At 65.6% G+C, this 15,886-nt stretch carries 14 protein-coding genes; 11 read left to right on the plus strand and 3 right to left on the minus strand.

What is annotated here, in order from left to right; genetic code table 11:
- The first annotated feature begins 12 nt into the window (after positions 1-12).
- The 8 genes from NN5_RS00560 to lexA all read left to right on the plus strand — a co-directional run bounded on the left by NN5_RS00560 (position 13) and on the right by lexA (position 7,457).
- Positions 13-1,524: an anthranilate synthase component I family protein gene (locus NN5_RS00560; protein ID WP_067732020.1), complete on the plus strand. Its 1,512-nt coding sequence runs from the start codon at positions 13-15 to the stop codon at positions 1,522-1,524.
- A 157-nt stretch (positions 1,525-1,681) separates the two neighbouring features.
- The gene (locus tag NN5_RS00565; protein WP_067732021.1) at positions 1,682-2,440 is read left to right on the plus strand and encodes a phosphodiester glycosidase family protein; all 759 of its coding nucleotides are present in this window, start codon (positions 1,682-1,684) and stop codon (positions 2,438-2,440) included.
- Positions 2,437-3,033 carry an anthranilate synthase component II gene (locus NN5_RS00570; protein ID WP_067732023.1) on the plus strand — a complete coding sequence of 199 codons (597 nt, stop codon included), beginning with the start codon at positions 2,437-2,439 and terminating at the stop codon, positions 3,031-3,033. The genes NN5_RS00565 and NN5_RS00570 overlap by 4 nt, the downstream gene beginning before the upstream one ends.
- Positions 3,034-3,058: 25 nt before the next feature.
- Complete coding sequence (trpD, locus tag NN5_RS00575; protein ID WP_067732025.1) at positions 3,059-4,051, plus strand: anthranilate phosphoribosyltransferase; 993 nt, start codon at positions 3,059-3,061, stop codon at positions 4,049-4,051.
- 120 nt (positions 4,052-4,171) lie between these two features.
- Positions 4,172-4,960, plus strand: coding sequence for an indole-3-glycerol phosphate synthase TrpC (trpC, locus tag NN5_RS00580; RefSeq protein WP_067732027.1), 789 nt, complete (start codon positions 4,172-4,174; stop codon positions 4,958-4,960).
- Between the two features lies 1 nt (position 4,961).
- The gene (moaC, locus tag NN5_RS00585; protein ID WP_067732029.1) at positions 4,962-5,453 is read left to right on the plus strand and encodes a cyclic pyranopterin monophosphate synthase MoaC; all 492 of its coding nucleotides are present in this window, start codon (positions 4,962-4,964) and stop codon (positions 5,451-5,453) included.
- Positions 5,453-6,673 carry a molybdopterin molybdotransferase MoeA gene (locus tag NN5_RS00590; RefSeq protein ID WP_067732031.1) on the plus strand — a complete coding sequence of 407 codons (1,221 nt, stop codon included), beginning with the start codon at positions 5,453-5,455 and terminating at the stop codon, positions 6,671-6,673. Before moaC ends, NN5_RS00590 begins: the two co-directional genes overlap by 1 nt.
- A 97-nt stretch (positions 6,674-6,770) precedes the next feature.
- Positions 6,771-7,457 carry a transcriptional repressor LexA gene (gene lexA, locus NN5_RS00595; RefSeq protein ID WP_067732033.1) on the plus strand — a complete coding sequence of 229 codons (687 nt, stop codon included), beginning with the start codon at positions 6,771-6,773 and terminating at the stop codon, positions 7,455-7,457.
- 15 nt (positions 7,458-7,472) lie between these two features.
- Here lexA and NN5_RS00600 read toward each other — a convergent pair whose 3' ends face one another.
- The gene (locus NN5_RS00600) at positions 7,473-9,665 is read right to left on the minus strand and encodes a ComEC/Rec2 family competence protein (RefSeq protein WP_067732125.1); all 2,193 of its coding nucleotides are present in this window, start codon (positions 9,663-9,665) and stop codon (positions 7,473-7,475) included.
- A gap of 29 nt (positions 9,666-9,694) precedes the next feature.
- Between NN5_RS00600 and gltX the strand changes: the two genes are divergently transcribed.
- Both gltX and NN5_RS00610 read left to right on the plus strand, forming a co-directional pair.
- Positions 9,695-11,137 (plus strand): glutamate--tRNA ligase, encoded by a 1,443-nt coding sequence (gltX, locus tag NN5_RS00605; protein WP_067732034.1) that lies wholly within the window; start codon positions 9,695-9,697, stop codon positions 11,135-11,137.
- Between the two features lie 12 nt (positions 11,138-11,149).
- On the plus strand, positions 11,150-12,433 hold the full coding sequence (locus NN5_RS00610; protein WP_067732035.1) for a citrate synthase: 1,284 nt from the start codon (positions 11,150-11,152) through the stop codon (positions 12,431-12,433).
- Positions 12,434-12,544: 111 nt separating this feature from the next.
- Here NN5_RS00610 and NN5_RS00615 read toward each other — a convergent pair whose 3' ends face one another.
- Positions 12,545-13,147: a c-type cytochrome gene (locus NN5_RS00615; protein ID WP_157080950.1), complete on the minus strand. Its 603-nt coding sequence runs from the start codon at positions 13,145-13,147 to the stop codon at positions 12,545-12,547.
- A gap of 240 nt (positions 13,148-13,387) precedes the next feature.
- Positions 13,388-15,502, minus strand: a complete 2,115-nt coding sequence (locus NN5_RS00620) for a transglycosylase domain-containing protein (RefSeq protein WP_084384649.1) — start codon at positions 15,500-15,502, stop codon at positions 13,388-13,390.
- Between the two features lie 174 nt (positions 15,503-15,676).
- On the opposite strand from NN5_RS00620, the gene NN5_RS00625 reads away from it, so the two are divergent.
- Positions 15,677-15,886 (plus strand): hypothetical protein, encoded by a 210-nt coding sequence (locus NN5_RS00625; RefSeq protein ID WP_067732038.1) that lies wholly within the window; start codon positions 15,677-15,679, stop codon positions 15,884-15,886.

Raw genomic sequence — 15,886 nt, forward strand, 5'->3', positions numbered from 1 at the left:
AGGTACTTGGCAATGCAGCGCGAATCGGATCGATCGGCAGCCCTTGAAAGCCTGACGCAGGGCCAGCCCGCGCTGCTCTGGCGCAAGCTGGTCGCGGATACGGAAACGCCAGTGGGCGCGGCCCTCAAGCTCTTCGAGGAAGGGCGCGGCGATTTCGTGCTCGAATCGGTCGAGGGCGGAGAGACGCGCGGGCGCTACAGCCTGATCGGCCTCGATCCCGATCTGGTGTTCCGCGCCAGCGGCCCGGCCTGCGAGATCAACCGCAAGTGGCAATTCGACCGGAATGCATTCGAGGCCCTGCCCGGTGACAGCCTGGCCGAACTGCGCGCGCTGGTCGAAGCGTGCCGTATCGATGTGCCGGCCGAACTGCCCAAGGCGCTCGCCTGCCTTGTCGGCTATTTCGGCTACGAGACGATCGGCCTTGTCGAAAAGCTGCCGCGCGCGCCGCAAAGCGCGCTCGACCTGCCCGACATGCTGTTCGTGCGCCCTTCGGTGATCCTGGTGTTCGACCGGCTGAGCGACGAGATGTTCTGCGTCGCACCGCTCTGGCCCGACGCCGGAACGCCCGAACGCATGGTGGAAACCGCTGCCGAGCGGATCGACGAAACGCTGCGCCGCCTCGCCGCCCCCGTGCCTGCCGCGCCGGTGGAACCCGACCTGTCCGAGCCGGTCCAGACCCCGGTCATGCCTGCCGGCCAGTATGAAGCGATGGTCCTCAAGGCCAAGGACTTCATCGAGGCGGGCGACATCTTCCAGATCGTGCTGGCTCAGCGCTTTACGTGCGAATTCCCGCTGCCGCCGCTGGCGCTCTATCGCAGCTTGCGCCGGGTAAACCCCTCACCGTTCCTCTATTTCCTCGACCTGCCCGGCTTCGCGCTGGTGGGATCGAGCCCGGAAATCCTCGTGCGCGTGCGCGATGGCGAAGTCACCATCCGCCCGATCGCGGGCACTCGCCCGCGCGGCAAGACGCCTGCCGAGGACAAGGCCAACGAAGCCAGCCTGCTCGCCGATCCCAAGGAACGCGCCGAGCACCTGATGCTGCTCGATCTTGGCCGCAACGACGTGGGCCGCGTGGCCGCCAAGGGCACGGTCGAAGTCACCGACAGCTACACGATCGAGCGCTACAGCCATGTGATGCACATCGTCTCCAACGTGATCGGCCAGCTCGACACGGCCAAGCACGATGCCATCGACGCGGTCTTCGCGGGCTTTCCGGCAGGCACGGTCTCGGGCGCGCCCAAAGTCCGCGCCTGCGAGATCATCGCCGAACTCGAACCCGAAACGCGCGGCGCCTATGCCGGCGGCGTCGGCTATTTCGCGCCCGATGGCTCGGTGGATTCGTGCATCGTCCTGCGCACTGGCGTGCTCAAGGACGGCGTGCTGCACGTGCAGGCCGGCGCGGGCATCGTCGCCGACAGCGACCCGGCTTACGAACAGCGCGAGTGCGAGGCCAAGAGCGGCGCCCTGTTCGCAGCGGCGCGCGAAGCGGTGCGCGTGGCTGGAGAGCCGGGCTTCGGGCAGTGAGCGTTTCCCCAGTCCCAAACCTTCGTCATTCCCGCGAAGGCGGGAACCCATCTCCTGACATGCCGTGTTGATGCAATGTCAGCTGGATCCCCGCCTTCGCGGGGATGACGAAAGAGGGGAACGCAGGACGAGGCGCATCTGCCTCATCAGCAGTGGCATGGCGCTGCTTCTCCTCACCGCCTGCTCGTCCGAGAAAAAGCAAAAAGCCGCCCCTCCTCCCCCGCCGCCCTGCGAAAGCGCGACGTTCGAAGGCGCCGCGTTCACCCATTGCACCGCCGTCCCGGGGCGTAACACCATCCACATGGTGCTCGGCCCCAAGGGCGGCGCGCCCTATCGCAGCCTCTCGCAACTGGCGGTGAACCGGCCCGACAAGGCCCATGCCGTCGCCTTCGCGATGAACGGCGGCATGTTCGACGATGCCGGGCAGCCGATCGGCTACTATGTCGAAGACGGGGAAAAGCGGAAAAAGCTCAACACCAATGAAGGGCCGGGCAATTTCCATGTCCTGCCCAACGGCGTGTTCTACGGACAGGCCGGCGGGCCATGGGCCGTGATCGCCAGCGACCAGTTCGCCGCCAAAGTCACCAACCGGCCGGACTTCGGCACCCAGTCCGGCCCGATGCTCGTCATAGACGGCAAGCTGCACCCGAAAATCGCCCCTGACGGCACTTCGCTCAACTTGCGCAACGGCGTCGGCGTCGATGCCAAAGGCCGCGCGCATTTCGTGATCTCGGACGAGCCGGTCTCGTTCGGCAAGCTCGCGCGGTACTTCCGCGACGCGCTGCACTGCCCCAATGCGCTGTTCCTCGACGGCAGCGTCTCCTCGCTGTGGGACCCGGAACATGGCCGCGTCGATGGCGGACCACCGCTCGGCCCCTTGATCGTTGTCGAGAAACCGGCGAAAGGCGGCTCATGATCCTCGTCATCGACAATTACGACAGCTTCACCTGGAACCTGGTCCACTACGTGATGGAACTGGGCGCCGAAGTCGAAGTGGTGCGCAACGACGCCATGTCCGCCGGACAGGCCCTATCCAGCGGCGCGCAGGGGTTCCTGATCTCGCCGGGGCCCTGCACGCCCAATGAAGCGGGGATCAGCCTCGATCTGGTGGGCGCGGCGGCCGATGCCGGAAAGCCTCTGCTCGGCGTGTGCCTCGGCCACCAGTCGATCGGGCAGTATTTCGGCGGGCATGTCGTGCGCGGCGGGCTGATGCACGGCAAGACCTCTCCCGTCACGCATGACAACACCGGCGTGTTCGAGGGCATCCCCTCGCCTTTCATCGCCACGCGCTATCACTCGCTGATCGTCGAGGACATTCCCGAGACGCTCGTGGTCAATGCCCGTTCGGACGATGGCCACGTCATGGGTTTCCGCCATGTGAGCCTGCCGATCCACGGCGTGCAGTTCCACCCGGAAAGCATCGCCACCGAACACGGCCACGCCATGCTCGCGAACTTCCTGAGAATGTGCGGCATCGACGCGAAGCTGCCAGAGCGGCTGTCCGCGTGAGACCGGACAGCATGAGTCAGGCCGTATGACCCTGCCCGATCCGCTCTACCCCCTCGAAGAAGCCGAGGCCGAAACGGCATTCGGCGCGATCCTCGACGGGCAAGTGCCTGACAGCGAGATCGCTGCATTCCTGGTCGCCCTGTCCGACCGGGGCGAGACCGCCAGCGAAATCGCCGGCGCCGCGCGGGCCATGCGTGCGCGGATGATCCCGATTTCGGCACCGGCCCATGCGATCGACGTCTGCGGCACCGGCGGCGACGGGCACCACACACTCAATGTCTCGACCGCCGTCTCGCTGGTCGTGGCTGCCTGCGACGTGCCCGTGGCCAAGCACGGCAACCGCGCCGCCAGTTCCAAGGCAGGCGCGGCCGACACTCTCGAAGCGCTCGGCCTCAATCTCGACCGCGCTGCCGAGACGGCCGAAGCGACGCTGAACGACATCGGTATCTGCTTCCTCTTCGCGGCAAAGCATCATCCGGCGATGGGCCGGATCATGCCGATCCGCAAGGCGATCGGCCGCCGCACGATCTTCAACCTGATGGGCCCGCTGGCCAACCCGGCCGGCGTGCGCCGCCAGCTCGTCGGCATTGCCCGCCCGGCCTATGTGCCGATCTACGCCGAAGCCCTCGCCCGCCTCGGCACCGACCATTCGATGGTGATCTCGGGCGACGAAGGCCTGGACGAGCTGAGCCTCGCAGGCGGCAACGAAGTGGCCGAGGTGCAAGGCACGCAGATCGCCATGCGCCGGGTAACGCCGCAGGACGCCGGTTTGCCCCTCGCCCCTGTCGATTCCATCCGGGGTGGCGATGCCACGTATAACGCGGCCGCGCTGCGCGCCCTGCTGCAGGGCGAGCCCGGACCCTATCGCGATGCCGTGCTGTTCAACGCGGCCGGTGCGCTGATCATCGCAGGCGCAGCGCAGGACTGGAAACAGGGCGTCGAAGAAGCCACCGAAGTGATCGACAAGGGCCTCGCCAACGCGCTGCTCAACTGCTGGATCGACGCGACCAGGGCTTGAAGCCAGACACCCTTCGACAAGCTCAGGGTGAGCGGTGAAGGGTTAGGCCATCTGGTTCTGCCCCGCTCTTGCCGAAGGACACCTCTCGACTTGGCGCGCACTCACGCATAAGGCGCAGGCATGTCCGACAAGCTCACCGAGATCTGCGAAACCAAGCGCGATGAAGTCGAGGAACGCAAGGCCGTCGCCTCGATCAACGCGCTCGATGCCCACGCCGCGCACCAGAGCGCCCCGCGCGGCTTCGAGGCGGCACTGCGCCACAAGGCCGCCGATCATTTCGCGCTGATCGCCGAGATCAAGAAGGCCAGCCCGTCCAAAGGCCTGATCCGCCCGAACTTCCGCCCGGCCGAACATGCCGCGGCCTATGAACGCGGCGGCGCGGCGTGCCTTTCGGTGCTGACCGACGCGCCCTATTTCCAGGGCCACGAGGATTACCTGATGGAAGCCCGCGACGCCGTCTCGCTGCCGGTGATCCGCAAGGACTTCATGGTCGATCCCTGGCAAGTGGCAGAGGCCCGCGCGATCGGCGCCGATGCGATCCTGATCATCGTTGCCGCGCTCGACGACACGCTGATGGCCGAGATCGAAGCCGCCGCGCGCGAACGCGGGATGGACTGCCTGGTCGAAGTCCACAACGAAGCCGAGATGGAACGCGCAGCGCGCCTGAAGTCGCGGCTGATCGGGGTGAACAACCGCAACCTCAAGACCTTCGTCACCGATATCGCGACGACCGAACGCCTTGCCCCGCTGGCCCCCGAAGGCACGCTGCTGGTGGCCGAAAGCGGCATCAACACCCATGCCGATCTCGAACGCCTGTCGCATTGCGGCGCGCGGACTTTCCTTGTCGGCGAAAGCCTGATGCGCCAGCCCGATGTCGAGGCGGCGACAAGGGCCTTGCTGGAGGGCTGACATGAACCGGTCGCTCACCCATATCGACGCCGAGGGCTCCGCCCGCATGGTCGATGTCGGCGCCAAGGCCGAAACGCAGCGGCTCGCCGTCGCCTCCGGCCGGATCACCATGACGGCCGAAGCGCTCGCTGCGATCAAGGCAGGCAATGCCCCCAAGGGCGATGTGCTCGGCACCGCGCGCGTGGCCGGGATCATGGCGGCCAAGAAAACCGGCGATCTCATCCCGATGTGCCACCCGCTCGCGATCGATGCCGTAAATCTGGATTTCGCGTTCGAGGAGAACGCCATCCGCGCCACCGCCACGGCTTCGCTGACGGGCAAGACCGGCGTGGAAATGGAAGCCATCACCGCTGTCTCGATCGCGCTTGTCACGATCTACGACATGGCCAAGGCGCTCGATAAGGGCATGGTCATCGGCGATATTCGCCTGATCGAAAAGCGCGGCGGCAAGTCCGGGCATTGGAAAGCCGATCTGGAGAAAGCGGAAGACTGATGGCCAAAGTTCCGCCGATGCCGCTTGAGGAAGCGCAGGCGCACCTGCTTGCCCTCGCCCGTCCCCTGTCTGTCGAACACGTCGACATCGAAGGGTCGATCGGCCGCTATCTCGCCGAGCCGCTGCTCGCCCGGCGCACCCAGCCTTCCGCCGACCTCTCGGCCATGGACGGCTATGCCGTGACCGGCGAGGACATGGCGGGGCCCTGGCAGATCGTGGGTGAAAGCGCGGCGGGACACCCCTTTACCGGTGAAGTCGGCAGGGGACAGGCGGTTCAGGTCTCCACCGGCGCGCTGCTTCCGGCCGGCGCCGGGGCCGTCATCCTGCAGGAAGACCTCGCCCGTCGGGATCACCGGGTCGAACTGACCGGGGATGCACCAGTCCCCGCCCACAAGCACATCCGGCGCTGCGGTCTCGATTTCATGCAGGGCAGCGAAGTGATCGCCGCCGGCTCGCTGATCGGCCCGGCCGACGCGGCACTGGCCATCGCTGCCGGGCACAAGCACTTGCCCGTCTGCCGGATGCCGCGCGTGGCCGTGATCGACAGCGGCGACGAACTCGCGGCCGATCCCGAAACTTGCGCCCTGCACCAGATCCCCGCCACCAACGGCGCGATGCTGCTGGCCATGGCACGCAAGCTGCCGGTCGACGCCTGGCGCAGCGGCCCGGTTGCCGACACGCTCGACGCCCTGATCCACGCTTTCAACGCAGCCCACTACGCGGACGTCATCGTCACCAGCGGCGGCGCCTCGGTCGGCGAGCACGATCTGGTCCGCCCGGCGCTGGAAGCCTGGGGCGCCTCGCTCGATTTCTGGCGCGTCGCGATCAAGCCGGGCAAGCCGATCCTCGTCGCCCGGCGCGAACGACCGGCAGGCCCGCAGATCATCATCGGCCTGCCCGGCAATCCGGTTTCGAGCTTCGTCACGGCCTATCACTTCATGCTGCCGCTGCTGCGCCGGATGCTCGGCGCGCGCTATGCCCTGCCGATGCAGATCGTCACCAAGCTGGGCGCCCCCATCCGCGCAAACGGCGGACGGCGCGAGTTCGTGCGCGGGACCTGGAACGGGCAAAGCGTGGTGCCCCAGGTCATTCAGGACAGCGGCGCTCTCTCCGCACTGGCGGCCAGCAATGTCCTGATCGACCGCGAGGCCTTCGCGCCCGAAGGCAAGGCAGGAGATGAAGTGCGCGTGTTCCTGCTCCAAAATGGCGGTATTGCTTGACGTTACCAATTTCGTTGCTTAATTGTTCTCTCAATGTTCGCAATCAGAACATTTCGGCGGAACATTTCCGGCGAACGGCAAGCAAGAGGCAGCGACCATGTTGACGCGCAAGCAGCACGAATTGCTCCGGTTCATCCAGACCCGGCTTGAGGAGAGCGGCATCTCCCCCAGCTTTGAGGAAATGAAGGAAGCGCTGGACCTCAAGTCGAAGTCCGGGGTGCATCGCCTGATTTCCGCGCTGGAGGAACGCGGCTTCATCCGCCGCCTGCCCAACCGTGCGCGTGCGCTCGAAGTGCTGCGCCAGCCCGAGGATGCGACGAGCAAGCCTGCCGCCGCCCGTCCCGCGCCGGCCAACAGCAACGAGACGGCGGCCCCGCGCGCGATGCCCGAGCCCGCCAACGACGTTATCGAAATTCCCCTGCACGGGCGCATCGCCGCCGGCGTTCCGATCGAGGCGCTGGAAGGCCAGGCGACCCTGCCGGTTCCGGCCGCCCTGCTTGGTTCCGGCGAACACTACGCGCTGGAAGTTTCGGGCGACTCGATGGTCGATGCCGGCATTCTGGACGGCGACTTCGCACTGGTGAAGCGGACGAACACGGCCCGCGACGGCGAAATCGTGGTCGCGCTGGTGCGCGGCGAGGAAGCGACGCTCAAGTACCTGCACCGCGAAGGCGGCATGGTGCGGCTCGATCCGGCCAATACCGCATACGAACCGCAGATCTACGGGCCGGACGAAGTCGAGGTTCAGGGCAAGCTTGCGGGGCTGCTGCGGCGCTATCACTGAAGCACGGCGGCGCGCCTACTTTCCGGGGCGCCACCATCCATGTTCACCCTGCCCCTCGGCAACAGTCGTGACTTTGCCTGAGGCCAGATGGATGGCAAGGCCGCCGGTACGGTTCAGCGTTGAACGGTCGGCCTTGAGCCACGCCGGACGGCAACTGCGCGGCAACCAGCGGTCGGCAATCACGATATCGGCCTTGTCGCAAGCCGCCGCGAGCATGCGTTCGGGCACCTCGTCACGCCCGCGCGCGATAAGCAGATGCCAGATGCGGTTCCTGCGGCGGACCGGCACAGTGCAGAAATCGCTGTTGCACCGGGCGCCGGGCCAGCGTTCGATGAGGACAGGTTCCCCTTCCATCCCGGCCAGTTCCAGCAGGTTGTCGCGCACATAGCTGCTTCGGCTGTCGCGCAGAACGAAAAGCCGCTCTCCCGCCGCATCGACAAGGCCGACATGGCGCCCGTCCCCAGTCACCAGCACATCGGGCGGCGCCATCGCGGCGAGGAGCAGTGTACCGGCAACGGCAGGAGCCAGACCCCACAAGCGCACTCGCCCGCTCCATAGCCCCAGCCACAGGCCGCCGCCGACGAACAGCAGGAACGCTCCGGTTCCCATGGCCGGCATTACCGAAACCGCTCCGGGCCTTGCGGCAATCCCATGCGCGATACCAATCAGCAGGTCGATCGCATGGCCCGCCAGCCACCATACCGGGGCGCCAGCTCCCGCCAGGTCCAGAACCAGAGCCGTCCCGACCAGCGGCATCACTACGAAAGTCGTGAGCGGAATGGCCAGGACATTGGCGAGCGCCCCGTAAACGCCTGCACGATGGAAGTGGTACAGCCCGATCGGCATGAGCGCGAGTTCGATCACCGTGCCCGTCAGCAGCACCATCGCCAGATAGCGCAACGCGCGCGCGGCCATGGCTTCATCGCGCGGCGAAAGAAAGCGCCCGACAGGCTCGGCCGTTCCCAGACCGACGATCGCCAGAACGGCCCCGAAACTCATCTGGAAACTCGGCCCGGCAAGCGACTCCGGCCAGAGCAGCAGAACGCAGAAGGCCGCGACAGCCAGCATCCGCAGCGAGAGCGGCTCACGCCCCAGCGCCAGTGCCGCCAGCACCAGCAAGGCGCCGATGCAGGATCGCACCGTCGGCACTTGCGCGCCGGTCAGCAGCGTATATCCGATTCCCGCCAGCGCGCCCGCGCCGGCCGCGAAGACCGGCAGGCGCACGCGCAGCGCCAGCCAGGGCGAGAGCGCCAGAAGCCGCAGGACCAGCAGATACGTTGCGCCGATCACGGCACTGACATGCAGCCCGCTGATCGACAGAAGATGCGCCAAGCCGGCATCGCGCATCGCCTGTGCATCGTCTTCGGCAATGCCGCCGCGATCCCCTGTAACCAAGGCCGCCGCGATTCCCGCTTCACCGCCGCCGAGTCGTTCCCGCACATGGCGCGAGAGCCCGGCCCTCAGCGCCGCGAGACGGCCTCCGCTGTGCCCCTGCTCGACGATTTCGGGCGTCTCCAGCAGGGTTCCGGTTGCGGAGATCCCCGAGAACCAGGCCGTTCGCGCGAAATTGTAGGCGCCCGGAAGCATCGGCGGTGCCGGCGGCATCAACCGGGCCTTGAACCGGATCACATCTCCTGCCTCAGGCCCTGCGGAAGACCGGACCAGACCGTCTTTTTCCGGCACATTCACCCGCACCTTGATCGCGCGCCCGTTGCCGGGATCGCGCATGGCAACGGTCAGCCTGTCCCGCCCCTGCGCGGGCTGCTCCTCCCGTTCGAGAACCCTGCCGGTAAAGGTGCCGAAAACCGGCTTGGCGATGGATGGTTGACCGACCATGGCAGACCGCGCCCAGACCGTAAGGCACCCGGCGGCCAATGCCGGGAAAACCATCAAAAACATCGTGAAAACATGATAATAAAGATGCCTTGGCCACCGCAGGACAATCACTGTCCCGGTGAGGACAAACCACCCGGTGCACCATGCGATCCACCACCCGGGCGAAGGAAGCGCAAACCAGGCTCCTATTCCCGCGCCGAATGCCACCACTGACCATTGCGCTTGGCGAAACGCAGCTTGCGAAAGAAAAAATTCAAATTCGGCCAAACCCCTCGACAAGAGGCGTTTGCTGTTCCATGGCCGATGTTGCAGCGCAGCGCCGCGGACGGCGTCCGGGCGCGGATTTTCAGACGGTGCGGCCTGGCTCGCCATGGCGCGCATAGGACAGGAAGGTACGGGGAATGGCAAGCGGCAGTGCATCGGGCGGACCGGCAGGCAAGAAGCCCGTCGTAACGCGCTTTGCCCCCTCGCCCACCGGCTTCCTGCACATCGGCGGCGCGCGTACCGCACTGTTCAACTGGCTCTACGCCCGCCATCACGGCGGCAAGTATCTGTTGCGTGTGGAAGACACCGACCGCGTGCGCTCCACGGTGGAAGCGATCGACGCGATTTTCGACGGCCTTTCCTGGCTCGGCCTTGATGGCGACGAGCCGCCGGTCTTCCAGTTCGCCCGCTCGCACCGCCACGCCGAAGTCGCGGACGAGCTGCTCCGGCACGGCCACGCCTACCGCTGCTACCTTACATCCGAGGAACTCGCCGAGCGCCGCCAGAAAGCGCAGGAAGAGCGCCGCCCGTTCCGAATCGAGAGCGAATGGCGCGATGCCGATCCCTCGACCTGGCCCGAAGACCAGCCCTATGTCGTGCGCATCAAGGCGCCGCGCGAAGGCGAGACGGTCATCGAGGATCTCGTGCAGGGCACCGTCACGGTCCAGAATGCCGAGATCGACGATTTCGTGATCCTGCGCAGCGACGGCACGCCGACCTACATGCTTGCCGTCGTGGTCGACGACAACGACATGGGCGTCACGCATGTCATCCGCGGCGACGACCATCTCAACAACGCTTTCCGCCAGCTGGTGATCCTCAAGGGCATGGGCTGGGACATTCCCGAATATGCCCACGTCCCGCTGATCCACGGCGCGGACGGCGCGAAGCTCTCGAAGCGGCATGGCGCGCTCGGCGTCGATGCCTACCGCGACGAACTGGGCGTACTGCCCGAGGCCCTGTTCAATTACCTGCTGCGCCTCGGCTGGGGCCATGGCGATGAGGAAATCATCACCCGCGAGCAGGCCGTGGAATGGTTCGATATCGCGCATGTCGGCAAATCGCCGTCGCGTTTCGATCTTGCCAAGCTTCAGAATCTCAACGGACATTACTTGCGCGAAGCCGACGATGCGCGGCTTGCCGGCCTGATCCAGGCCCGCCTCGGTTGCGATGCAGACCTCGATCTGCTCGCGCGCGCCATGCCCGTGCTCAAGGTCCGCGCCAAGGACCTTAACGATCTTGCAGAAGGTGCCGCCTTCCTGTTCGCCAAGCGCCCCCTCGAAATGACCGAGAAGGCGCAAGGGCTCCTGACCGATGAGGCGCGGGCGCGCCTCGCCGCGGTTCACGAGCGCCTGTCCACCGTGTCCGAATGGACGCTGGACGGCCTGGAAGCCAACCTGAAGGCAATGGCCGAGGAACTCGGACTGGGACTCGGCAAGCTCGCGCAACCCTTGCGGGCAGCCCTGACGGGTCAGACGACCTCGCCGGGGATTTTCGACGTTTTGGTATTGCTCGGCCGGGAAGAGAGCCTCGCGCGTATCGGCGCACAGGCGGACGTCCCGGCGGGGTTTCAAGCATAAGGAGAAAAACTGGTGGGTGATCAGGTCAAGCTGAGTGCCGGCGGCGCTGAATACGACTATCCTGTCCTCAAGGGCAGCGTCGGGCCGGATGTTGTCGATATCCGCAAGCTCTATGGCCAGACGGGCATGTTCACGTTTGACCCTGGCTTTACCTCGACCGCCAGCTGCGAGAGCGCGCTGACCTACATCGACGGTGACGAAGGCGTCCTGCTTCACCGTGGCTACCCGATCGGCCAGCTCGCCGAAAGCTCGTCGTTCATGGAAGTCAGCTACCTGCTGCTGAATGGTGAACTGCCGAGCAAGGATGAACTGGAAACCTTCGAGTTCACCATCAGCCGTCACACCATGCTGCACGAGCAGCTGCGCCAGTTCTACCAGGGTTTCCGCCGCGACGCGCACCCGATGGCGATCATGTGCGGCGTGGTCGGGGCGCTTTCGGCGTTCTACCACGACTCCACCGACATCGCCGATCCGGTGCAGCGCAAGATCGCCAGCCACCGCCTGATCGCCAAGATGCCGACGATCGCTGCCATGGCCTACAAGTATTCGGTCGGCCAGCCGTTCGTCTATCCGGACAACAGCCTGTCCTACACCGGCAACTTCCTGCGCATGACGTTCGGCGTTCCGGCCGAGGAATACGAAGTGATCCCGGCCGTCGAAAAGGCCATGGACCGCATCTTCATCCTCCACGCCGACCACGAGCAGAACGCTTCGACCTCGACCGTGCGTCTCGCCGGTTCTTCGGGCGCGAACCCCTTCGCCTGCATCGCGGCCGGCATTGCCTGCCTGTGGGGCCCGGCGCATGGCGGCGCGAACGAAGCCGCGCTCAACATGCTCAAGGAAATCGGCACGCCGGACAAGATCGCGCACTACATCGAGCGCGCCAAGGACAAGAACGACCCGTTCCGCCTGATGGGCTTCGGCCACCGCGTCTACAAGAACTACGACCCGCGTGCGACGGTCATGCAGACCACCGTTCGCGAAGTGTTCGAAGCGCTCAAGGTCGACGATCCGCTGTTCGAGACCGCGCTGCGCCTTGAGGAAATCGCGCTCAGCGATCCTTACTTCATCGAGAAGAAGCTGTTCCCGAACGTCGACTTCTACTCGGGCATCATCCTCAACGCGATCGGCTTCCCGACCACGATGTTCACCGTGCTCTTCGCCCTCGCCCGCACCGTGGGCTGGGTTGCGCAGTGGAACGAAATGATCTCGGACCCCGGCCAGAAGATCGGTCGCCCGCGCCAGCTCTACACCGGCCCGACGCAGCGGGACTACGTGCCGCTCGGCCAGCGCTGAGTTCGGCTGCGACACATCGCACCAAAGAAAAAAGCCCTCGCGAAAGCGGGGGCTTTTTTCTTTCTACCGCGTTCTTTCCGGCCGGTCGCGCGGCGGCGAACCGACCGGAGCCTACTTCGGCTCTTTCGGGAAATGAGCCTGAATATAGGTCGTCACGGCCCAGATCTCATCCGAAGTCAGGCTATCCTTGAAGGCAGGCATCGCCGATCCGAACTGGGCGCCGCCTTCCGCCACGGTCCAGTAGATGAAGGGATCCCACTGCCCCATCGGCCGGTCCGCCAGCCACGCCAGATTACCGGGAGGCGGCGTCAGGCTGGCCGCGGCCGGTCCATCACCCAATCCTTGCGCACCGTGACACGCCGCACAGTTCACGGCATAGACCGTAGCGCCGCGCTTCAGCGTTTCTGCTGTTCCCGGCAAGGGATTGGTCATCGATCGATAGGGCTCGGGAATCCCCTGCATCATCGCGGCACGATGGCGGGCGATAGGCCCGCCTCCCCGGCCGCCTGGTCCCATACCCATCTGGCCCATACCCATCTGGCCCATACCCATCTGGCCCATTCCCATCTGCATGAGCCCCGCGCCGCGGTTGCCGTCCGGTGCTGGAGACAGGGCCGGAGACAAGGCCGGAGACAAGGGAGCCGATCCGCCATAAGCGGCGGCTCCCGCAACCAGTGTCACGGCGAGAACTGCACCCATCGTCAAAGTCCGCATAGCAACCTCCTGATCATGGTTTCGGCCGGCCGGAACAGGCACGCTATCATCAGGCCACCGCGCTGTTCCTCGCACAGGGTAACGGAAAAGCAGGCCAGATTGGCGCGTGTCATCAGCATCGGCTTTCCATGCTGTACCGATCGAGTCGACACGCCATTGTAGCCCTTTGAGCCGGTCGGAACATGATCTCTGGCAAAGCGCCCCGCCCGTTTTCAGAAGGCACGCGGGATCAGCCTCTTGTCAGGGCCCCGCCTTCGCGGCCTCATCGGCTGCCTTGCGTTTCGCCTCCGCGGCCTGATCCAGCGCGCGCTGCACATCATCGCCAGCCTTGCCGAGCTGGTTGACGATCTGATCGCCGTTGATCTTGAGACCACCACTGTCGATGTGCAGGTCGATCGGATTGCCGTTGATCTGACCACTGATAACCGCCTGCCCGTTCTCAATGCGCAAGTTGCCCACATCGCCGAGAGGGATCTCGCCGAGATCGGGCAAGTCGAGCGGCTGCACCGGCCCGCTGGGATCGGGATGCGGTTGGGGCGCGGCTCTTTCACCCAGCGCATCCTTCATGAAATCGGCCCAGATCTGCGCGGGGACACCGCCGCCATGCATGCCTTTCAGCGGCGAGTTGTCATCGTTGCCGACCCACACGCCCACCACCAGATTGCCGGCATAGCCGACGAACAGGGCGTCGCGGTTTTCCTGGCTGGTGCCGGTCTTGCCGTAGTTCGGCGCCTGCAGCATCGCAGCGCGGCCGGTTCCCCGGTTGATCGTCGCCCGCAACATCTTTTCGATATTGGCGTGGACTTCGGTGGAGAGGCTGTGCTTGCGCCCCAGAAGGCCATCGAACCAGCCTTCCTTTTCCGCCGGAAACGCCGTCGGCTTGACGGGAAAACGGTTCCCCGCAACCCCGGCATAGGCCGCTGTCAGCTCCATCAGGTTCATGGTCGCCGTCCCCAGCGCCATGCTCGGATCGCCCTTGGGCAGCGGCGACGTCACGCCGAGCGAACGCGCCATGTCGATCACCGCCGTGTCGCCGACCTTGTTCAGCAGCCGCACCGCCGCGACGTTGCTGGAGTGCGCGAAAGCATCTTCCAGCGTGATCGTCGGCGAGTAATGCCCACCGGAATTTTCGGGCCGGTAGCTGCCGGTCGTGAACGGCGTGTTCTCGATCGTGTCGGTAGGCTTCATGCCTTCGCGCAGCGCGGCAAGATAGACGAACAGCTTGAAGGTCGAACCGGGCTGGCGCTGCGCCTGTGTTGCCCGGTTGAACGGGGAATCGGCGTAGTCCTTGCCCCCCACCATGGCGACGACTTCCCCGTTGGGATGCATGGCCACCAGCGCCACTTGCGCCTGGCCCAGCCCGGCGCGGGCAATCGCCCGGCGGGCAGCGGCCTGCAGATGCGCATCGAGCGTCGTCGTGTACGTCTTCTTCGCGTAGCTGTCCTCATCGAGAGTGCGGGCCTGCGGCAGTGCCCAGTCGGCGAAGTAGGTTCCGGTCGGCAGATCCGCGCGGGTACGCACGTCCAGGCGCGGCGCACGCACGGCGCGGGCCTGCTGCGCCGTCAGATACCCGGCCTCGACCATCGCGTGCAGCACGACGCGCATACGCTGTTCCGCGCGGTCGTAATGCTTGCTCGGCGCGAGGCTGGACGGCGCCTTCATCAGACCCGCGAGCATTGCGCCCTGGGCAAGCGTGAGCTTTTCGGGCTGGCGGTGGAAGTAATGCAGCGAGGCGGCCCGCAGGCCATAGGTATTGTCGCCGAAATAGGCATTGGAGAGATAGCGCTGCAGGATCTCGTCCTTGGTCAGCCAGGCTTCCAGCCAGAAGGCGATCAGCATCTCTCGCGCCTTGCGGCCCAGCGTGCGGTCCGCCGAAAGGAACGTGAACTTGGCAAGCTGCTGCGTGATCGTGCTGCCACCTTCCATGCGGCCCGTGGTCATATTGGTCCACAAGGCGCGGGCCATGCCGCGCGGGTCTATGCCCCAATGGCTGTAGAAGCGCCGGTCCTCGATCGCGAGGAAGGCCTGCGGCACATGTTCGGGAAGTTTCGCGATCTCGACCGGCGCTTCCACCATCGCCCCGTTGCGCGCGATCGGCGTGCCGTCGGCTGCCAGCAGCGTGATCTGCGGCGGCGAAATCGGCTGCAGCGATTTCGACAGCGGCGCCGTGACGGCCAGCCATCCGACGATCAGGAAGAAACCCAGCAGCAGCACGGCAAGGATGCGCACGGCATACCAGCCCCGCGAATGCCCCCGTTTCGGCTCCTCTTCGGAGTCCGCTACGGTCCCATCATACGATAGCGCGAAATCCGCCTCGTCCGCATCGAGCGGAGGAAGGCTGCGCAAGTCATCCATTTTCAACGCCAAGCCAAAAGCTTCTCATGCAGGGCATCCATAGCACCGGATTCTGCCGGAACGAACCTTTCTTGATACGGAACGGAAGCGCTGGACATTCCGCCGGATGCGGCCACAATCTGGCCGCATCCGGACCGCATCGTTTCAGCATTCCGGACGGGACGCGACATAACCATGCTGTTTTTGAGGATCATTGCCTTCGTTTTCGGCGTGCTCGCCATCGCCATGGGGCTGTTGTGGGTTTGTCAGGGCACCGGCGTGCTGATGTGGCCGGAAGACAGCTTCATGCTGGCGAACCGGACCTGGGCAATCCGCGGCGCCGTGCTGGCGGCGGTTGGTTTCATCGCGCTCTGGCTTGTGCTGCGCCGGAACGGGACCGGCTAA

Source organism: Novosphingobium naphthalenivorans NBRC 102051, from assembly GCF_001590985.1.
Lineage (GTDB): Bacteria > Pseudomonadota > Alphaproteobacteria > Sphingomonadales > Sphingomonadaceae > Novosphingobium > Novosphingobium naphthalenivorans.